This is a genomic window from Bifidobacterium porcinum, assembly GCF_055378475.1.
In genome coordinates this window covers 339554-361446 of sequence record NZ_AP029603.1, presented here as the reverse complement: position 1 = coordinate 361446, position 21893 = coordinate 339554, and the positions used below count along the sequence as shown (strand labels likewise).

The following is a 21893-nucleotide window of genomic DNA, read 5'->3' as shown; positions in this document are numbered from 1 at the left end:
GGGTGCGCGTGGGGCTTGGCGAAGCTGTGGGGTGGTGGGGTTGGCTCGCACAACGACCCGGCCGACGGCAGAAACCGGTCAACCGGACCCACAGAACGGCCATCGTGTGAGGATTGGCTCACACAGTGGGGAGTTTGCGGTTGGGGCCAAGGGACATCATCGGGGAGGCGGCTGGGATGAGATCCGGGATGGTTGTGAAAGGCCACACCACCCTAGCTCAGGCGGTTGCGGCTTGGACCAGGCATTGGGCGACACGTTCGGTGATCGCTTCGGGTTGCGAAATCGTCACTCGCATCGCATTGCCTTGGGTGATGCCCGCATCGGTCAGCAGCGTTGCGGCCGTGCCGTCAATACCAATAGTCGAAGCACGGCCGAGACCACCTGCTCCAACAGTTCCGATGCCTGCAGTGTCGGCGACATGATAGGCAGCGTCACCGATGTCGCGACCAGCCCTGCAACCAGTATCCCCGACACTGGCAGCGCTGACCCCACCAGTCCCAGCAACGCCAGCAACCCCCGCATCACCGCCAGCACCAGCGATATCAACGCCCGCAGTCCTCTCAACACCTGCAACCCCAGCAATCACATTGCTCCCGACGATTCCGCCATCCAACCAATCGTCGCCGCCGATCACACACTCCTGCACACGCGAATCGTCATCACTTGCCGAGACACGGAATTCCGGCAGAAACCGTCCGCCTCCCGCCACACGGATATGCTCCTGCGCGAGAATCCGCCTCGCCGCGGCCGGATCGCGCACCGGCAACCACATATTGAATCCGCTGCCCGGCACGGTTTGCATCCCGAAACGCTCCAGCAGCGCAGCCATCGTCTTGCGCCTGAGCGCATACGTGTGGCGTGCGCCTGCAATGGTCGAATACGCCTGACGATCCGCAAGCATCTCGCACAGCAGCTCCTGCAGGAACCGACTCACCCAGCCGGCTCCCAGCCGTCGCCGCTCCACAATCGCATCAACCGCTTCACGCGTCCCCGACAACGCCGCAAGCCGCAAATCGGGGCCATGCGACTTCGAAAAACTGCGGATATGAATCACCCGGTCAGGCAACAGGGACCCTAGGGACACCGCGAATACATCAGCGACCATGCCACTGCTATCATCCTCGAGAATCGGCGGAATCTCGCGCCCGGCTGCTTCCTGCTCCCACATGCGCAACACCCGGGCGATCACCGACAACCGCTGGGGCGTATAGCTGATACCTGTGGGATTCTGCGCCCGCGGCTGGATGATGATCATGCCGATGCGACGGCCCTGGTCGTGCGTCGGCCCCGCGGACGGGCTGAAACGCTCCAGCACCTCGAACAAAAGATTGGGATCCATGCCTTCCGCATCAACCGGCACGCCGACGGCGATTGCCCCGCTTTCGCGCAGCACATCAAGAATGAACGGGTACGTGGGCGATTCGACAATCACGACATCGCCATGGCGCACAAATGTGGCGATGGCGAGCGCAAGCCCATCCCCCGCACCGGACACCATGGTCATCGCCTGCGGATCATACGGCCAATCGCCGCGCAATTCCTCCTCCAGCATCGGCAGGATTGTCGGCCCGGTGTACGAGTTCACGAATGCCCGCCGGTTGCCGAGCCGGGCCAAATATGGGCGGATTGGCGGCAGAAGCGTATTGTCCGGAGTTCCGCGGGACAGGTCGATGACCGGGGCGTGGACGGCGGCGAAGCCCCGCATTTGGCCGGATGCACGCCTGTTGAATCCGGACGCGCTGGCGCCCGATGTGCGAGAAGCGGACGCGTCGGTATCTCGCCCGGATTTTCGACTCTGATCCGGCCCGGCATCGCGTCCGTCGGCACGCCCCTCGTCCATTCCGTCGTCCATTCCGTCAGCATACCCAGCCGCCCGTCTGGCATCACGCTCTACGTCGAGTCCAGCATCTTCGCTGTTATGTTGCCTGGATTCTTCCTCATCGCCCGGCATCTCAAGGATTTGGCCCGCATCGGACATGTCGAACACGGCTCGGATGCCTGCAGCCGAAGACATGGCCGTACGCGCTCCCCAGCCATCCGCGCCTCCTGCGAATGACGCAGCCGAAGCCGGCGGAATGTTTACTTCGGACAGCGCCTGCGGAAGCACGAACGTGCCCGCCCTACCCCGCGAATGGATGACCCCCGAACGGGCGAGCATATGATACGCGGCGGAAACCGTGGCCGGACTCACGCGAAGTGCCGCCGCAAGTGCGCGAACGGTCGGCAGACGGGTTCCTTCAGGCAGAACTTCAGTGGAGACCAACGTGGTCAGTGATTCGACAATGCGTTGCGGAGTCGCCCTCGCGGTCTGGGTACGGACGAATCCTGCAAGACGCTCGGCCTCGACGACCAGCGTCTGCCCCGTCCGGATGCCGGACGTGCCACGATCCGCAGCGCCGGCTAACACGGGAGTTCCCGCGGAATCATCGGGCTCCTGCCCGCCTTGAGATTGCTGTGGACCTTGGAGGGCAAGGGAGTCACTGGAATCTCGGGAATCTACGAGTCCGCTGCCGCTGCCGGCACCGGGCTTAGCATCGTCCGGATGACGAATCCTCGAATCATTGCGCTTATTGTCTGTGATCATTTCGCCTTCTCGCCTTCTGCACTCTCCGCAGCCCACGCGCATACGCTTCATATGACACGCCCAGTATCGCCAATCGCGGTTATTCCGGTGTTTCAAGACGATGCACAACAGGAAATGTCCACGTAAAACGCGAAATGTTCATTGCTCACAATGCCAATTGCAACGTCACATGGCGTCACATGCGATGCCAAATGAACACAGCCGGCCCGATGCCGGAACCCATCCTAGGAAAGGACACATCATGGGACACGATTGCTCGGCAGATGAGACGATCTGGGACGACGCCTACGCGTTGGACCGCGCGCACGTTTTCCACTCCTGGCACGCGCAGCGCAACCTCCACCCAACCGAGGTGGTCACCGGCCACGGCGTGTGGCTCAACTACGCGGATGGCCGTGAGATGCTGGACTTCACCAGCCAGCAGGTCAACGTGAATATCGGCTACCAGCACCCCGCGGTCGTCGAAGGCATCAAGCAACAGGCCGAACTGCTCGCCACCATCGGCCCCGACTACGCGAACCTCGCCCGCGGACGGGCAGCCTCGCTTGTTGCACGCCGCGCACCTCAAGGGTTCGACAAGGTGTTCTTTACAAACGCCGGCGCCGACGCGAACGAGAACGCCATGCGCGCGGCACGTCTGGTCACCGGGCGCGACAAGATCCTCTCCTCCTACCGTTGCTACCACGGCAATACGGGCGCGGCAATCAGCGCGACCGGCGACTGGCGGCGCAAACCGAACGATTACGCGCGCGGCCATGTCCACTTCTTTACACCGTACCTGTATCGTTCCGAGTTCTTCGCCACCACGCAGGAGGAGGAATGCGAGCGCGCGCTCACTCATCTCGAGCATGTGATTCAGTTCGAGGGGCCGGACACCATCGCCGCCGTACTGCTCGAATCGATTCCCGGCACTGCGGGCATCATCATCCCGCCGAAGGATTATTTCAAGGGTGTGCGTGAAATCACCCGCAAATACGGCATTCTGATGATCACCGACGAAGTGATGGCCGGCTTCGGGCGCACCGGATTCTGGTTCGCCCTCGACGACTACGATTACACGCCGGATATCATCACCTTCGCCAAGGGTTGCAATTCCGGGTATGTCCCGGCTGGCGGCGTGATCATGTCCGATCCGGTGGCCAAGTATTTCGACGACGTCGTGTTCCCGGGCGGCCTCACATATTCCGGACACCCGCTGGCGATGGGAGCGATTGTGGCCACGCAGGAGGCGATGGAACGCGAGCATATCGTCGACAACGCTCACAATGTCGGCCGTGACATACTCGGACCGGGTCTTCAGGCGCTTGCCGAGCATCACCCGACCGTCGGCGAGGTGCGTGGCAAGGGCGTGTTCTGGGCGGTGGAGCTGGTCGCCGACCGGACCACCAAAGAACCGCTCGATGACGCCAGTATGCAGCGGATCGTGGCTGAGGCAGACAAGCTGAATCTGGTGCTCGGCGTACACAACAACCGCATCCACGTGACCCCGCCTTGCGTAATCAGCGCCGAGGAAGCGGCCGAAGGCGTCGCCCGGCTTGACAAAGCGATGACCGCTGCCGGATGCTGAAACCAGCCAGACGAGCATGACACCGCTGCGAACGCAGCAGGAAGGATGACCATGACAGAACAACAGACAACGCAATCAGTAACACCAGCGGCGACACAGCATGTAACGCCAGCTGCGACATCACCTGCAGGACAATCAGCGTCACAGCCGGCAGACGGCGACCAGCGCGCGGTTGTGACCGGAGCATCCAGCGGAATCGGCGCGGCGACGGCCCGCGCGTTGGTCGCAGACGGATGGCACGTCGTGGCACTGGCACGCAGGGCCGAGCGTCTCGACGCATTGGCTCAGGAACTCGGCGATGCAGTCGAGCCGATCGCCGCCGACATCACCGACGAATCAAGCGCACAGGCAGCCGTAGAGACGATACTCGCCGGCGGGCCAGTCAAGGCGCTCGTCAACTGTGCCGGCGGGGCCATCGGCAAGGATCCGGTCGCCACCGCGAGCATCGACGATTGGCGGGCAATGTACGAGCTCAACGTGCTCGGCACGCTACGCATGACGCAGAAGCTGCTCCCTGCGCTCAAGAAGTCTGCCGGAACCGTGCTCGTCATCTCCTCGACCGCAGGCATCGAACCCTATGAGGGCGGTGCCGGGTATTGCGCGTCGAAATTCGCCGAACGCGTGATGGCCCGTGTCTTGAGGCTCGAAATGATCGGCGAGCCGATTCGCGTGGTCGATATCTCCCCCGGCATGGTGCATACCGATGAGTTCTCGATGCACCGCTTCCACGGCGACGCTGCCAAGGCCGCAGCCGTGTATGCCGGGGTGCCGGACCCGCTGAAGGCCGAGGATATCGCCGAATGCGTCCGTTGGGCGCTTGACCAGCCCGATACCGTCGATATCGATTCGATCGTGGTCAGGCCGCGGGCGGAAGGCTCCTACACCAAGGTGTTCCGCAAGTAAGGTGTGGTCACCACTATCTGCACTTCTGCCGACGCTGAGGGGCGGGTAAGCGTCGGCAGAAGGATGGCACTCTGCTTCTACCGACGGTGAGACAACTCCCAGCGTCGGCAGAAGGTTACGGGTGCGGTGCTATATGGAATTCCCGATGTGGGGCTCGCTGTGAAGCCCTGAACCGACTACAGGACTCCGATTACTTCGTCCCGATGGCACAAGCCGAGGTATCCACACTCACTCCAGGATCTTCCCAGCCCATCGGCGTCTGGTCAACACCAAGGTCTGCCGTAGCCTTCGTGGAGGTGGTCACGTCGAAGGAGTAGGTCATCGATTTTCCGGGATTCAACAGCACCAGCGTCGTGGTGACGCTCTTGCCGTTCAACGTGGTCTGCTTCGGTGCCACGGACACCGTGCCGTTCCCGCTTGTGGTGATATTCGAAATCGACCCGCCGGCAGGCGCGTAAATCAGCATCTTCTCAGCGGCCATACCGCGCGCCAGACTCGGCACTTGGACGCCACCGGCGATGTAATCAGGTACCTTGGCCAGTTCGGCATTCGTCATTGTGTTGTTCAGCGTGTATTCCACGTGGTAGGTCTGCGAACCGTCACTATTGCACGACGTGCGCGTGATCTTGGTCGTGCGGTGCACGTACCAGTCCATCTTGGATGGGTTCTGCTCGGTGATGTACACGCCGATCTTCGGGTTGGCCTCATCACTTGGCGTGGATGCTGTGAAGCCGGCGGACAGCAACGAGTTTTCCGTCGTCTCATCGAAGCTGTACATGGAGAAGTGCCGGTTCTGTGCAAGCGAGGACATCGCCTGCCCGACCTGGGTGAGCTTCTCAAGATTGATATTCGAGAACATCGCGCTGATCGACTGGGTTGCAACCTCGGTGAAATACCGGTCCTGCATACTCACCGGATACTCCTTGTACACGGTGTTGAGCAGGAATTCCGCCGTATTGGTGCCGTCAAGCACTCGGCCGTCCGACAAGGTGACCTGCCCGTTGATCGCGACCATCTTCTGCAGGAACACCGGATCGACCATAATCACGCCGTCAAGACTCTGGCTCGCCCCCCACGGGGTGCGCTGCCAGATCGCGCGCATACCTTCCGCCGAACGCTGCGCGTCTGTGTACACCGCGAGATCGCGCATATCGAAGGACATCTGCAGAGGCCCCCACTGGTTGAAAATCCGCTGCTCGTCCGCGGTCGGATCGCCGACACCATACGGAATGTATTCGGTGTTCGAACGGAAATCCCCGATGGAAATCTTGCCATTGTCCGTGGTCATAACGCCCACCGAACCCAGCAGGCCACCGCTGGAGCGCGCTTCGGACGTGGTCATCGCCATGATTGCATACGTTTTCGCGCCGCCGGAGCCAAGGAAACCGGGGATGATATCCAGCGCGCTGGAAAGATTGTTGATGGTCGTTCCCGCCGCGTTCAGCTGCTGCTTACCGCTGGCATACGCGGTGGCAATCTTGCCGATCTTGGGTTGTGGCAGGGCGTCATATTCCTTGACCAGCTTCTGGAGCGGCTCGTTCGCAGCCTTCATGGATGCGGCCGCCTGAGTGATCGGCTCGAGGTTCAGCGACCCGTCGCCCGTGGTCAGCGATGTGTTGACCAGCGTGCCCAGTGTGGAGCTCAGTTGCGGAATCGACTCGGTGGTCAACGAATGGACGATGCGTGTCATGCCGCGGACAGTTGTGATGTCATCGCCGTACACCGGCATGTGGGATGCCAGCGTCCACAGCTTGCCGTTCGTGATTTGTTCGGCGGCGGCGGTTTCCGATTGCAGTTGCGGCAACACCGCGTTGATGGAATCCACCGTATCTTTGCTAACGCCGGACGCACCTGAGCCCGAAACCCCCTTTAGGCCGGACATCAGCGAAATAGCCTTCTCCTCGTGGGCTTTGACTTCCATGGCCTGCTTGTAGAAGGTGTATGCCGTGATGCCTGCAGCCGCAGCCACGACCACCAGAACAGCCAGTACAATCCATGGCCAGATATGCCTGCGCCTGCCCCCGTGGGCACCGGGCATATTGCCGTGCTGCGCGGTATGTCTGCTCATCTTGCTCCTCACCGATCCCCGGTACGCAGCCCGGTACGGCCATGCCACACCTTGGGCCGCACCGATGCAATCCAACTGTAAAATATCCCACATCGTATTATCCCGCACCCAAGGAACGCATCTGACGGCCTGACGGGGATGTCCACCGCTGTTCCACGTTTCCGTTTCCACCACCACACACATCAGACTGATGGTTTGGGACGATGGGTGCGGGAGATGGACGACAGCTGATTGACGGACCTAGACGAACCTAGGCGGACTTTGGCGGACGGCGCCAGTGGATTGACGCCGTCCGATCGACATCAGACCCGCACAACCACGTCGGCGACACGCATCGTCGACTGCCGATGCGAGACCAGCACGATGGCGACGTCACGTTCGGCGGCCATCTGGTTGATTGACGTGAGAATCACCGCCTCGTTCAAGGCGTCCAGACGACTGGTCGGCTCATCGAATAGCACCAAGTCCGCCTTGCGCAGGAAGACGCGTGCCAAGCCGATGCGCTGCCGTTCGCCTTCGGACAGGCGCCCGCCAAGCTCCCCGACCTGCGTATCGAGCCCGTCAGACAGCGAATCGACCAGATCCAGCACAGAAGCCTTGCGCAACGCCTCACGCAGCTGCTCGTCGCTCGCATGTTCGTCGGCGATGCGCAGATTCTGCGCAATCGACCCGTCGAACAGATATGTCTCCTGGCTCATCATGGTTTGTACACGACGACGATAAGCCGCATCCACCTGCGGAAGGGGCACGCCGGAGAAGCGGACTTGGCCGCGCTTCGGATCCCAATAGCGCATCAACAGTTTCAGCACCGTTGACTTGCCGCGTCCGGACGGCCCTTGGATCCCCAAAATACCGGTCTTGGGAACAGCCAAGGACAAGTTGCACAGAATCGGCTGGTCGGGACGGTAGGAGAAGTCCACATGTTCGAACGACATGCCGTCATACTCAGGTTTGTCGGTTCCCGTCTCCACAACCGCCGGCTGCTCGTCAAGGAGGGCGAACAGACGTCTCGCGGAGGCGAAGGTCTGCGTCAGATTCGCCGGAAGCGCGCTCAAGGCGAGGGTCGGGCCGAACGAGCTGGCAATCAACACCACGGCGACCACCGCATTCGGGATGGAGAACGGATTGCCCTGCGACACACGCAAGGCGACCATGACCGCGCCCACCGTGGCTGCGATAACCAGCAGACCGCCGATTGCAGTAAAACGACCGGTACGGCGGCTCAGACGGGAGCGTTCCGACCACAGGCGGCGGGTTCTTGAGACGATGTTGCCCAGCCGCTTACTGCCCTGCCCGAACCGGATGATTTCGTCCAGACCGTGCATATCGTCAAGCATGACATCGTCAAGTTGCGCGGAATACTTGCGAATCTTCGGGCCAAGCGTACGCACGCTCGCCGCGAAACGGCGGGGAAGCAACACGCCGACAATCAGATGAGAGACGACCAGCAGCAACGCGAACCACGGGTCGAGTGTGAAGGCCGCGACCGCGAACACCACCGTGGTCACCACGGAGATGACAACCGGCGAAATCGTGTGCGCGAAGAAGATCTCCAGCAATTCGACATCAGTGGTGATCAGCGAAATCAAATCGCCCTTGCCCTTGCCGGCAAGCTTGGCAGGAGCCAGTCTGCGCAGCGCGGCAAAGGCCTTGGACCGGAACAGCGCCAGCAGGCGGAACGCGACATTATGGTTCATATACTGTTCCGCGTACCGCATGATACCGCGCAACACACCGCACACGACCATGCAGATCACCGCGGTGCGGGACGACAGCCCCCACACCGGATGACCGAGATGAGCGAACAGGGCGCACACGCCGAACACCGGCAGGAATGTCGCCGATAGATGGCCGATGGTGCCGTACAGGCATGCTTGGACCATGTACAGGCTCAACGGCCGGACTTCGCCAAGCAGACGGCCGATCAACGACATTGAGCCGGAGCGCTTGCCTGGCGTGTCACCGGCAGCGGAGGCGGTTCCCGGGTCGTCATCCGAGCTGGTGTCGGCGCTGTTGGCATTCGCCACCGTATCCGTTGACGAAGCCGCGGATACCGACTCAGCCGCCGATTGAGAGGTCGATTGAGACGTGTCGCCCATAGACAGGGCGGAAGCACCAGATGCCGCGGCACGGCTGCCCGTACCCGCCAGCTGGCGCATCTGCTCGCTACCGACCATCATTCGGGCGTCATCACGGTGGGAGACATGCTCGAACACCGCTTGTGCCCGGAACAGTTTCGCGTACACGCCATCAGCGACCACCAGCGCATCATGCTGGCCAGTCTGGGCGACCGTACCGTGGTCGAATACCACAATCTGGTCGGCGAGCACCGCATTCGCAACACGATGCGTAATCATCAGCACCGTTTTGCGGTCCGCCAGATCGCGGATGGTAGCGAGAATACGGTTCTCGCTTTCCACGTCTACACTGCTGGTTGCCTCATCGAACACATAGATCGCGCTGTCACGCAGCAAGGCGCGGGCAATCGCGAAGCGCTGGCGCTGGCCGCCTGACAGATTCGCCGCATCCTGCTCGATTTTCATATCAAGACCGCCTGGCTGGGCGCACACGAAATCATCGATACGCGCCTGATGCAGCGCGACCCACAGGTCGTTGTCCGTGGCGCCTGGCTTGGCCATCACCAGATTCTGACGCAGTGTGCCGGCGAACAAGTGGCTGCGGGCGCTGACGACCGTGACCGCGCCCGTCAACGACTGCTCCGCAACATCACTCAGTTCCACATCCGCGGATGTGCCGAGCAGAGAATAACCGAGACGAATCGAGCCGTCATAGCCGACCAACGAGCCGCCCAGCAGACCGGCGGCCGTGGACTTACCAGACCCAGACACGCCGACAATGGCCGTCAACTGGCCCGGCTGCGCGGAGAAATCAACATCATGCAGAGCAATTTTCTTGTCATCGCCAGAGCCGTAGGCGAATCCGACATGGTCGAAAGTCACCGACACGGAATCCGCGACAGAAGGCAGACGAATGCTGCCGTGATGCGGCACCGGGGCATCCAGCAGCGCGAAAATGCGCTTCGTGGATGTCATGCCGTTCATCGCCACATGGAAATACGACCCCAACTGGCGCAACGGCAGGAAGAAACTCGCCGACAGCAGCGCGACCACCAGGGCAGCCGGCAGCCAGATCTGGCCGATCATGAACTGCCAAATCGCCACGCCGATACCGGCCGCGGTGCCACCGTACGCCACCAGGTCCATCGCCGACAGCGAGCGCAACTGGATTTGCAGCACACGCATGGTCATCACGCGGAATTCCTCGGCCTTGCGGTTCATGTCCTCGGCCGCACGCCCGTCGGCATCGAAGGTTTTCAGCGTTTCCAAGCCCTGCAGATCGTCAAGGAACGCAGCGCCCATATCCGTGTACTTGCCCCAGTACTTCTTGAACACGCGGGAGGCGCTCATCGCGACCAGCCCCACGATGATGACAATCAGCGGAGCGCACACCAGCAGCACCAGCGCGGCAGGCCAATTGACGGGGACAACGAAGATGAACAGGGTGATCGGCGCGAGAATCGAATAGAACAGTTGCGGAAGGAACAGTTCGAAGAAGCTTTGGATTTGCTCAATGCCCTCGCCTGCGGACTGGACCACGTCGGAGGTGCGCACGCGCTGGGCGTAGGAGGGACCCAGTTGCAGCATTTTGCGGTACAGCTTCTCACGCAGGGCAAGTTTGACGCTTTCGCTGGCGCGGGTGCCGAAATAGGCGGAGCAGCGGGTGGCCACGTATTTCACGACGACGATGACGGCGATGAACAGGATGAACATGCCGTAATTGTCCGGGTACGCCGACAGGGCGTGTTTGCCGGATTCGAGCGCCGAATCGCCCTGTGTCTGCGCAGGGTTGAGGCACCTGCCGATCGCGTTGAGCTGGGTGCATTTGGACGCGTCAAGCGGCTCGACATACCCGAGGATGTTGCCGAGCAGACCAACCAGAACATAGGCGAATCCGATATCCGCCAACAGCGACACCCATAGGCATACCACCTTCGCAGCCACCAGGCGCTTGATGCCCGGCGTCAACGAAAACAGCCGCTTATCGAACATGCCGACCCCTTTCCGCGTACGCGAATCACATGACAACATCTCACTGGACCCGTTGACCTGGAGCTGAGCGGCCTGCGCCGGGGGCTTCGCCGCCTGCCTGCCGTGTTGTCCGCTTCGTAGCGGTCGCACGGCAACGGGGTTGGTCGACACCGTCCGGTGACGGTCGATGCGTCCGGCAGCCGGCGGAGCGGTCCGCGCATGATGGGGACACCATGCTGTGAAGGCCTGAAAACTTGGGATTCAGACGATCCTAGACGCTGCATGCCAACCGCATACGGTCACGATCACAATGGGGGTATTGTAGCTGATTGTCTCGGCATCCACCAGAGTTTTCGCAAACCGCGACCAATACTCCATAATCCCGCGTCATCCCGTGCGAAGGCGAGCGGAACCGCAAAACTGGCGGATGCGCTTGTTCTGGCTCCAACCACTCCCGGCTCTCCGCTTCCGGCTCCGGTGTTTCGCAACTGAGCGGACAGTCACCGTCCCAGCGATACGCCCGCCAGTGAGGAGCGTTTGACGACTTTCGCCTCAACCTGGCCGACACCATACGTGGAGACCGGATAGCCAGGTTCCGACCCCTCCCCCATCAGGAACAGCGCCTCACGCATCGCGGCAACGCCAAGCTGGCTGTAGTCCGGACGAATCGTCGTCAACGGCGGGAACGTATCGCTGGCCACCGCAATGTCATCAAAACCGGCCAAACTGACGTCCTGCGGAATGCGAATATCGTGCTCACGCAACGCACGGGCCACGCCGATGGCCTGAGCGTCACTTGCCGTGACAATCACCGTCGGCAGTTTGGCGCCTGATGAGCCGAAGTATTCCAGCACATGGTTCATTTGCGCGTACGCTTCATCGGACTGCCAAGAGCGGCATCGCACCACATTCGAGGAAATCGCGTATTGCGCGGACAGTTCACGCCACGCTTCGAGCCGTGTCGTCGCATCACGCCACTGAGAAGGCCCTGCGATATACAAGGCCGTGCGGTGCCCATAGCCGGCGATCATGCTGAGCAGCCGGTCCATGGCTCCCCATTGGTCGATGCCCACGACCGCCGTCCGATCACGCTGGGCTTCGTCATGAATCATGCTCAGCCCGGTGCTAATGCTGGTTCCGCCGTGTGTCGCCGTCAGCAATATCCGCGGCCTAGTGACCGGGGCACGACACGCCGCAGTGAACAGGACATCCGTCGGCACCATCATGATGAACGCGTCCACGTTGAGTTCGTCGAAGCCATCGCACAGATGGTTGAAATCGTTTTGCGAACACATGGCCTTGCGAATCATCGACACGGCGACGAACAGGCCGCGAGACCGTGCGGCAGCTTCAATCGCTTGCAAGGTCTGCACCTCGCCATGGAACTGGTCGCCTCCCATAATCACGCCGATGATGCGGGAACGGCTCGATGCGAGGGCTCGCGCGGAATTGCTGGGGCGATAGCCGAGCCGCTGGATGGCTTGGCGCACACGATTGCGCGTGTCAACTGACACGTCGGGCGAATGGTTGATCACACGGGAGACGGTCTGATAGCTGACTCCCGCCAGCGCAGCCACATCCTTCATTGACGGACGGGCGGCGCGGGTATGGTGTTCCATCGAATTCGTCTCCTTTCCTCATGGTGTTGATGCTGCTGGTGCCTATCTGGCTGGTGTAGCCAATCCGGTTGATATGCGGGTGGTGGCATCAACCCGGGTGGGCCGGCCCCCAGCTGGCGCCAATCCAGCTGGCACCCCCGGCTGGATTGTCACACGGCTGAATTGTCCGTATTCAGACCAGATGCCAACTCAACCGGTGCAAGGGCGTCGGCCCATACTTTGCGATCGCGTCGCGATGCACCTGCGAGCCGTACCCTTTGTTGCGCGCCCAACCGTATGGCTCATACGCCGGATTTCCCTTGGCGATATCCACCATCAGATGGTCCCTGGTGACTTTCGCGATGACCGCCGCCGTGGCAACCGTGGCACAGTGCTGATCGCCTTTGACTTTCGTGATGATGTGGGCGGGCACCGGAACGTCCGGCGCGTCGAAGGTGCCAAGAGCGGCGGTGATGTAATCGTTGGGACCGTCGAGAATCCCGCCGACGCGGATGGCGCTTTGGGGCGTCTGTGTCGCGCTGCCGATACCAAGCTGGCGTTCCAGCTCGTCCAACGCACGCAGGGCGGCTACACCGAGCGCATAGGTGATGCCCCATTCGTCGATCTCGGTATTGCTCGCCTGACCGACCGCGCTTGAGGCACACCACCGGCGCAACGGGTGGAATATCGCCTCCCTGCGGTGTTCCGTCAGCATTTTGGAGTCCGCGACCCCTTCAGGCACCGTCAATGTCGGCAAGTCACGCGCCCAAATCGCGGCGGCGCCGACCATCACCGGGCCGGCGAGGGAGCCTCGGCCAACCTCATCGAATCCGACAATCACATCGTAGCCTTGGGCGGCCAGGGTGCGTTCCAGCTCGAGTGTGGGAACCGGGCGAACGTGTGTCGTACTACGTTGACCGGTGCGTCGATTGCTGCGCGCAGTGTGCGCTGCCGTTGCGGTGCGCACAGGCTGGACGGCATTCGCTGTGTGTGCGGTATGAGCGGTGTCTTGCGGACTGCTGGACTCGTCATGCTGGATTGGGGACATTCGCGAACACCTCGTGATGGGAATCTAGTCTGCCGATGCGGTTGAGCGGCCAGTTGCGCACAATCGCCACGCCGAGCACATCGCTGATCGGGACGAGACCGTTCGACCCATCATCCTGGTGATAGCGGGAATCCGCGGAATTGGCGCGATTGTCGCCAAGCACGAAAATATGGTCCTCGGTCACAGTGACGTTGAAGGCGAAATCGCTGGGTTGCACGCCGGGTTTGAGATACGAGCTTTCATCGATGGCCACGCCATTGATGGTCACCGGCTGGCCGGCGCCAGCGCATGCCACGGTATCGCCCGGCAGGCCGATAAGCCGTTTGATCAGGTTATCGCCGCCCATCGATGACTCGGATTGCAGCCAGTTGGCAGGGTCTTTGAACACCACGATGTCGCCGCGCTGCAACTTGATGAGGTCAGGCGCAAGTTTCGTGGTGATGACCCGGTCGTTGATTTCGATGGTGTCCAGCATAGAGCCTGAAGGAATCACATAGAAACCGAACAGGAACACGCGCAGGAGCAGCACGATCAGTACCGGAATACCACACCACAGCAGCCATTCGCGGGCGTTCTCGGAGGTTGACGATGCGCTTGCAGAGCGTCGAGGGACACCGCCGCGGGACGACGAGCCGGACGCGTGGGCCGCATGGGCTGCGCGCGCTGCGTGCCGGGCGTGTCGGGATGATACATCATCTGGGGCGTTCGCTGGGGAAAACTCCGGGGAGAAATCTTGGAAGAAAGTCTGGGAGGAAGCCGAGGGTTGTGATGATGCCGAGGCTGTTGTCGTTGCGGCGGCTTGTGTCGTTGCGGTGACAGGGGCGGGATCGATGCCGCGTTCGGCGACTGAAAGGATGTGGGAATCCGCGTCACCGCGCTGGTCGCTTGACGACCGAGACATCTGCTGCGTCATGATTCTCCCATCTGCCGACCTGCTGTCGGCGAAGCCTTGTCAGGCACCGTGCCGGGTGCGATGCCGGGGCATCTTGCCGTAACGCACCGCCGGAGCACGCCGGGAGGATGCCAAACGTCCGCCAGATCGCGTTGACAGCACACCCTACCGGAGCGTCCGCAGGTCGTGCTGTCAGCCGCTCGCCGTCGGTGCCGCCGTCGGGCAGTACTGTCGGTCGCTCACCGTATTGGCTCGACCATGCTATCGCCACCCCAGCTTGACCGGTGCTGTCGCATACGTTACCAGCACGTCTGCTCGTACCCGCCGATTCTCCGCAAGCGAGGACTTATCGGACGGTCGAAAACCAAGTCCATACTCCACGACGGTTCCGATTTGCGGTTTGCTACGGAATGTCCCGGCATTGCAAATCCATGCTGCCACAAGCGGCACGGACCGCCAGTACATCCGCCACGCCCGCGCCGTCCGCACTGTTTGAAACGCAGACAGCCCGACGACCGTTACTGGTCGCCGGGCTGTCCTGTTCATGCGATGAGCGCGAAACTCACTTCTCGCTGTTGTCGCGACGCTCGACGATACGAGCAGCCTTGCCGCGCAGCGAACGCAGGTAGTACAGCTTCGCACGACGCACACGGCCCTTGCGCACCAGCTTGATCGAATCGATCGACGGGGAGTGCAGCGGGAAACGACGCTCGACACCCACGCCGAAGCTGATCTTGCGCACCACGAAGGTCTCGCGCACACCAGCACCCTGACGAGCGATCACCACGCCGGTGAACGCCTGCAGACGGGAGTTGTTGCCTTCCTTGATCTTGACGTTGACCTCGACGGTGTCGCCAGGACGGAACGCAGGGATTTCCTCCGCCGGCTTAAGATGCTTGGCATCGAATGCTTCGATGGCATTAACCATGATGTTCCTCCATCGCCGCCGCATACCGACGATTGGTCGGGGCTGCACGGTCCCCTTCGGGATTCCGTTCAGCTGAAATGTCTTCGCAGGTTCGCCTGCGAAGGGTGCCAATCCGCCGGAATCATGGCGTTGCCACCACGTAAGTGTTCCGGCTGGACCCAAAGAAAGACGGGATTATGCGGCGTCCCGTTTTTCGGCATATCAGAGGTTCATTTTACTGTGACGTGCGGACTGGGGACGTGCGGATTGTGACACATGCAGACTGGGGCGTACAGACTGTGGCTGCGCGGACATGACGACGGCTCGGTCATCGGGCGTGCCTGGGACATCAGGCGTGTCAGTGGCATCAGGGGTCGACTGACTCGTCGCGGTAGCTGGTATCCGCTTGCCATGCGACCTGCCAGTCGCACCGCAGGCGGATACTCCCACCGACCAATCCGGATGCAGCCGATACCCCGCCGCCGCGCAACCCGGCAGTCACACCACGAGCAGATACGCACACAGACCCCCACCGAACAGACCCCACCAACACAAAAATCCCGCCATCCGTAACGGTAACGGATGGCGGGATCCTGTTGGCTTGATCTACCGGCAGGTCAGGCTACGTCCTGGCCGCCGTACACCGCGCAGCGAATCAGAACTCGCGGTTGGCGCGGTAGAACTTGATCAGGCCCTGGGTGGAAGCGTCCTGGGCGGCGAGCGCGTCGTCGTCCTTGGAAATCGCCGGGGTGATCTGCTTGGCCAGCTGCTTGCCGAGCTCGACGCCCCACTGATCGTAGGAGTCCAAGCCCCACACCGTGCCTTCGACGAAGGTGATGTGCTCGTACAGGGCGATCAGCTCGCCGAGCGAGAACGGGGTCAGTGCCACGCCGAAGATCGACGTGGTCGGGCGGTTGCCGGTGAACACGCGGGCCGGGACGATGTCCTCAGGCGTGCCCTCAGCGCGCACCTCGTCAGCGGTCTTGCCGAACGCGAGCGCCTTGGTCTGCGCGAGGAAGTTGCCCAGGAACAGCTCGTGCACGTCCTGGTCGCCGTCCTTGGTCGGGTTCGGGGTGTTGACGAACGCGATGAAGTCGGCAGGAATCAGCTGCGTGCCCTGGTGGATCAGCTGGTAGAAGGCGTGCTGGCCGTTGGTGCCCGGCTCGCCCCAGAAGATCTCGCCGGTGTCGGAGGTGACCGGGGTGCCATCCCAACGCACGGACTTGCCGTTGGATTCCATGGTCAGCTGCTGCAGGTACGCCGGGAAGCGGTGCAGATACTGGTCGTACGGGAGCACCGCGTGCGATGCGGCATGGAAGAAGTTGCGGTACCACACGTTGAGCATGCCGAGCAGCACGACCACGTTCTTGTCGAACGGAGTGTTGGCAAAGTACTCGTCGATCTCATGGAAGCCGTGCAGGAACTCCTCGAAGCGGGCCGGGCCGAAGACCACGGCGAGGGAGGTGCCGACAGCGGAATCCACGGAGTAACGGCCGCCGACCCAGTTCCAGAAGCCGAATGCGTTGGACGGGTCGATGCCGAACTCCTCGACCTTCTCCAGGTTGGTGGAGACGGCGACGAAGTGCTTCTTGATGGCGTCGGCGTTCTGCGCGTCGGAGCCGTCGATGGCGCCCTTGGCCTTGAGCTCTTCGAGCAGCCAGGTGCGGGCTTCACGGGCGTTGGTCAAGGTCTCAAGCGTGGTGAAGGTCTTGGAGACGATGATGAACAGGGTGGTCTCCGGGTCGAGGCCCTTGGTCTTCTCGGCCAGATCGTTCGGGTCGATGTTGGAGATGTAGCGTGCGGAGATGCCGGCGTCAGCGTACGGCTTGAGCGCTTCGTACACCATGACGGGACCCAGGTCGGAACCGCCGATGCCGATGTTGACCACGGTTTCAATCTTCTTGCCGGTGACGCCCTTCCACTCACCGGAACGGACCTTGTCAGCGAAGGCGTAGATGCGATCGAGTGTGTCGCGCACGTCCTTGACGACATCCTGGCCGTCGACGATGTACTTGCCTTCATCTTCGACCGGGCGACGCAGCGCGGTGTGCAGCACGGCGCGATCTTCGGTGTTGTTGATGTGCACGCCGGTGTACATGGCCTTGGTGCGCTCATCAAGCTTGACGGCCTTGGCGAGGTCTGCGAACAGCTTCAGGGTTTCCGGCTTGATCAGGTTCTTGGACAGATCGAAGTGCAGGTCGCCGGCATCGAAGCTCAGCTGGTCCACACGGCTCGGATCCTCGGCGAACCACTTCTTGAGGCTGATGCCTTCGTTCTGCAGCTCGTCATAGTGCTTCTGCAGGGCAGCCCACTCAGGAGTCTTGGTGGCGTCAACTGGCGGATTGATGGCCATATTGGTCCTTTCTTCATAATCGAAGCGATATCTTCCCGCATGCGTGGCAGGCACGCGACGCGGAATGACATCGTTTGCTTCCATGTGACAAGATACTCACAAAATAGGACAGAACTGGACAGTCCTCGGTGCCGTCCCGGCGAAGCCGGTCACAGCAGCTCGTCACGGCCTTCCTGTCGCAGATGCGCCACCATATTCTTGACTTCCTGGCTGCGTGCACGCGGCGCAACGAGCAAAGCATCCGGCGTGTCGACCACGACCATGTCGTTCACGCCGAGCAATGCAATCGTTCGCCCTGCGGCGGGCACCACCACATCGCCGGCGGAATCGATATAGGACACGTTTTCGCGATCTCCGAGAATCTTGATGTTCTGCTGGTTCGCGCTCGGCAGCAACGCGGCAACGGAATTGAAATCGCCGATATCATCCCAACCGAAATCACCCGGGATCATCGCCACGCCGCCCTGCACGCTCAGCGGTTCGGCGACCGCGTAATCGAATGCGATTTTCTCGATGCCCGACCAGTGAGTCGCCATTGCCTCGTCGACCGCATCGCCGCCGGCAAGGTACGCGTCCGCGATAGCTGAAATCGCGTCGTACATACGCGGCTTGTATTCACGCAAGTGGCCGAGCAACACATCCGCGCGCATCACGAACATGCCGGCGTTCCAACGGTATTCGCCGGTGGACAAGTAGGCCTGGGCGGTCGCGGCATCAGGTTTCTCGACAAACCGCTCGACCAGCCGTGCGCTCGGGGCTTCGGGCACGTCCGCGGCCAGGGAACGGCCCTGATGGATGTAGCCGAACGCCGTGGACGGGCGGGAGGCGGCGATGCCGATGGTCGTCACATAGCCGGCGCGCGCCGTGGCGACGGCCTCACGGACTGCGCGGGCGAAGGAGGCCGCGCCACGAATCACATGGTCCGCGGCGAACGACCCCACCACGACACGCTCCCCGTGACGGCGAGCCAACACGGCGGCGGCGAGGCAGATCGCGGCGGTGGAATCACGCGGCACCGGTTCGGCGAAGATGTCGTTGTCGTCAAGTTGCGGCAGCTGCTCGCGGATGGCCGCGACATGCCGCCAACCCGTACTCACCGTGACATGGCCCCGCCCCGCAACACGTTCCAGCCGGTCGTAGGTGGATTGGATCAGTGTGCGACCCTGGCCGAGCAGGTCGTAGAGGAATTTCGGTTTGGCCTCGCGGCTCAGCGGCCACAGGCGGGTTCCCGTGCCGCCGGCGGGAATCACCGCGTAGAAATCCTGGTTTTCATTCGCTTCCGCGCGCCCACTCAGCGACTGCGGCTCCTGCCGTTCCGTCGCCACGCCCGGAGTATCTTGCGGTTCACCGTGCTGTGCATTCTGTGCATTCGCGTCGATCATGCTGCTCATGGCTCCATTGTGGCACAAGCGTATGGCACAGGAATGCGGTATAGAAATACTGCGATGCTGATGACGTGTGCTTCCAATCACGAACTTCTGGCATGTTGTGAGGCCGGGGGCGCGATATCCGAAGGAGGAATGTTCGAGGGGACGAAATCCGAGAAGATGGAATGTCGCAGAACGGAATGCACACAGAACGGAGCGCGCACAGAACGGAAAAATCTCAATATCTCGGCGATTTGCACCATGTCATCGAGATTTTCAGAACAAAGTCTCAATATCTCCTCGCGAATCCAGATTTTCCCGATTTATTGAGATTCCGCACTCGGCATCACAGACGGCGAGCAGTCAAGAATCGTTGAAATTCCAGGCTTTTTCACGACTGACCATCATGCTCGACGCATCGAGAAATCTCAATATCTCGTCTAAATTGCCGTTTGCGCGACTTGTTGAGACTTTTTCGAACAATCTCTCAACATCGCGGCTCGAACGGGAGATATTGAGACTTTGGTATGCGGTCCAGGCAATCGGCGTCGGGCGCTCAAGGCGGAATGGATACGGAAACGAATGGTATGAGTCGAAGCACGTCGAGACATCGGAAGTGTATCCCGTGTCCTTGCCGGCCGCAGGGGATGCAACCGAGTTTGCCGTGTGGTCCGGGGAGTTGTCAATCGCGCGTATGCCCGTGAAAGACGAATTGATGATGCGGTTTGATGCGCGGCTTCAGACGCGGTTGACCATGCCGTTGCCGGATGCGGTTTACGGTTCCGGCGTCGGACCGACCGTTGTGTCGCCGCAGATGAGGGGTATTCGACAAAAAGCCTGAAGCAATGACTGAAACGGCTGGAAAGGCCAAAAGACGGGAAAGCTGAAAGTGCAGGGATCTGAAAGCGCAGGGATCTGAAAGCGCTGGAAAGACCAGAAAGACTGGATAAAAAATGAGGAGGCTCTCAGGCCTCCTCATGATCGTCGTCGCTGTCGCTGTCTTCCGACATAAGTCGGTCGAGCGCGGCGAGCGTCGAATCCATTCTGAGTATTTGCTCAGTCATGGTCTGTCCTTCCTTTCTTGATTGATGATGGTTGGATGCGTCGGGATTATCCGGCGATGCGCATGAATCGCGCAATCATGAATATACCCGCCCGGCGCTTTAGCTGCGTGAATGGAAGGCTGATTTCACGGTAATTTTACGAAATGATTGCGTAACCAACCGGTTGATGACAACGTTTCTATCCTTGTGAATGCCGGCATCCTGTCGGTATGCGAGGATGCGGGTAGAAGCGCAACCGCCATCGTTTGCAGTGGTGATTGGTGAGTGTGTTTCGCTGTGCGCGCAGAGGGATTCGTGGAGTGCGTCGTGTTGAGTGCGTGTGATGCGCTGCAGCAAGCGGGTTGCAAGACTGGATGGGTTGCGCGTCCACGACCCCGGAATCGGGGCGCGACTCGTGCCGTCTGACCGAAATCGTGGGCAAACTGTGGGCACAACGTGGGCAACACATTGCGTCATGGCGTGCAGTTTCCGTTATCGGCATGATTTTGATTGTGCTTTCGGAGCTTTCGGATGTTGTGCGGTTTGGGGGCTCCACCAATCGCCGTGCCGTTGTGCGTCAGCGTGTTTCGCTTGGAATTCTGCGGTTGCCTGCGGTCTGATACGGCTGGCTTGGCCCGGTGGTACATTGGACAGGTCGCGCGCGTGGCGGAATTGGTAGACGCGCAGGATTTAGGTTCCTGTGACTTTGTCGTGAGGGTTCAAGTCCCTTCGCGCGCACTGGTGTATGTGCCCCGGCATCGGCAGAATGATTGTGATGATTGTCTTGGGGCTCATACCAAGGGAAATTGGTGCGACAACGCCGTCGATTTTGCAATATCTGGAGGTTCCGGTATAGTAAAGGACTTGTGCGCGAGGAGCGTATGCTTCTCGGGCAACACGCCACTTTAGCTCAGTCGGTAGAGCGGCTCACTCGTAATGAGCAGGTCGACAGTTCGATTCTGTCAAGTGGCTCCGGTACGGCACGTCGTTGGGCGTGCCGTTCTTGTTTTATCCCGTTTTCGCATGCAATGGTATCCGCCAAGCCGTGGGAAATGGGTTGCATAACAAAATGTGTGTCTGGCGCGGCGGCACGGTAATGAGTGTGCCAATCATTGTTTTTTCACGAACTGGTTACGCTAGCACCTCTCCCAGCGTAACCAGTTTGTGGAGTGATTAGCTGAACCGAGGCATCGGGCTGAGGGACAACGGATGTGTCCGGTGACGAGCATGCGACGGCGTCGGGTGGTGCTGCACCGCCGGTATGCCGGGATGAATAAGCGCGCGATTAATCACCTCACGACACGCTTACTGTCGTCAGGACTCAGTCACATCATGAGCACCACTTTTTCCTATACGACTGAAAACGCAGCCTACAGCAACGCCTCAGTCACTTATTCCACCACGCCCGCACGCACGCCGCAGCATGCACCCCACCGCACGCCACATCCGAAACAAATCAGCGTCTCCCCACCGCACGACGGACACATCCCGCGCGCCGACGCAGCCGAATCCTA

At 61.0% G+C, this 21893-nt stretch carries 12 protein-coding genes and 2 tRNA genes; 5 read left to right on the top strand and 9 right to left on the bottom strand.

Annotated features, from left to right (window positions below):
* Positions 1-217 precede the first annotated feature (217 nt).
* A complete protein-coding gene (locus ACZ41G_RS01405) occupies positions 218-2584 on the bottom strand; it encodes an aminotransferase class I/II-fold pyridoxal phosphate-dependent enzyme (RefSeq protein WP_464145498.1) in 2367 nt (788 codons plus the stop codon).
* A gap of 241 nt (positions 2585-2825) precedes the next feature.
* Here ACZ41G_RS01405 and ACZ41G_RS01400 point away from each other — a divergent pair, with 241 nt between their 5' ends.
* Both ACZ41G_RS01400 and ACZ41G_RS01395 read left to right on the top strand, forming a co-directional pair.
* A complete protein-coding gene (locus tag ACZ41G_RS01400; RefSeq protein ID WP_033506782.1) occupies positions 2826-4151 on the top strand; it encodes an aspartate aminotransferase family protein in 1326 nt (441 codons plus the stop codon).
* A 51-nt stretch (positions 4152-4202) separates the two neighbouring features.
* A complete protein-coding gene (locus ACZ41G_RS01395) occupies positions 4203-5054 on the top strand; it encodes an SDR family oxidoreductase (RefSeq protein ID WP_412171386.1) in 852 nt (283 codons plus the stop codon).
* Between the two features lie 190 nt (positions 5055-5244).
* On the opposite strand, the gene ACZ41G_RS01390 is transcribed toward ACZ41G_RS01395, so the two are convergent.
* The 8 genes from ACZ41G_RS01390 to ACZ41G_RS01355 form a co-directional block, all read right to left on the bottom strand.
* On the bottom strand, positions 5245-7122 hold the full coding sequence (locus ACZ41G_RS01390) for a DUF4012 domain-containing protein (protein WP_412171385.1): 1878 nt from the start codon (positions 7120-7122) through the stop codon (positions 5245-5247).
* A gap of 302 nt (positions 7123-7424) precedes the next feature.
* A complete protein-coding gene (locus tag ACZ41G_RS01385; protein WP_464145495.1) occupies positions 7425-11192 on the bottom strand; it encodes a thiol reductant ABC exporter subunit CydD/CydC in 3768 nt (1255 codons plus the stop codon).
* Positions 11193-11671: 479 nt separating this feature from the next.
* On the bottom strand, positions 11672-12790 hold the full coding sequence (locus ACZ41G_RS01380; protein ID WP_412171383.1) for a LacI family DNA-binding transcriptional regulator: 1119 nt from the start codon (positions 12788-12790) through the stop codon (positions 11672-11674).
* A 172-nt stretch (positions 12791-12962) separates the two neighbouring features.
* Entirely contained in the window at positions 12963-13817 is an 855-nt protein-coding gene (locus ACZ41G_RS01375; protein WP_464145492.1) for a ribonuclease HII, read from the bottom strand.
* Positions 13798-14730 carry a signal peptidase I gene (gene lepB, locus ACZ41G_RS01370; RefSeq protein WP_464145490.1) on the bottom strand — a complete coding sequence of 311 codons (933 nt, stop codon included), beginning with the start codon at positions 14728-14730 and terminating at the stop codon, positions 13798-13800. The genes ACZ41G_RS01375 and lepB overlap by 20 nt, the downstream gene beginning before the upstream one ends.
* A 541-nt stretch (positions 14731-15271) precedes the next feature.
* Positions 15272-15637 carry a 50S ribosomal protein L19 gene (rplS, locus tag ACZ41G_RS01365; RefSeq protein WP_015449855.1) on the bottom strand — a complete coding sequence of 122 codons (366 nt, stop codon included), beginning with the start codon at positions 15635-15637 and terminating at the stop codon, positions 15272-15274.
* Between the two features lie 634 nt (positions 15638-16271).
* A complete protein-coding gene (pgi, locus tag ACZ41G_RS01360) occupies positions 16272-17969 on the bottom strand; it encodes a glucose-6-phosphate isomerase (protein ID WP_015449853.1) in 1698 nt (565 codons plus the stop codon).
* Between the two features lie 149 nt (positions 17970-18118).
* Complete coding sequence (locus ACZ41G_RS01355; protein ID WP_464145488.1) at positions 18119-19360, bottom strand: mannose-1-phosphate guanylyltransferase; 1242 nt, start codon at positions 19358-19360, stop codon at positions 18119-18121.
* Between the two features lie 382 nt (positions 19361-19742).
* Between ACZ41G_RS01355 and ACZ41G_RS01350 the strand changes: the two genes are divergently transcribed.
* From ACZ41G_RS01350 to ACZ41G_RS01340, 3 genes are all read left to right on the top strand, one after another.
* A complete protein-coding gene (locus tag ACZ41G_RS01350; RefSeq protein ID WP_464145487.1) occupies positions 19743-20177 on the top strand; it encodes a hypothetical protein in 435 nt (144 codons plus the stop codon).
* 859 nt (positions 20178-21036) lie between these two features.
* Positions 21037-21117 (top strand) — tRNA-Leu (locus ACZ41G_RS01345).
* 161 nt (positions 21118-21278) lie between these two features.
* A tRNA-Thr gene (locus ACZ41G_RS01340) sits at positions 21279-21351 on the top strand.
* The last annotated feature ends 542 nt before the right edge of the window (positions 21352-21893 follow it).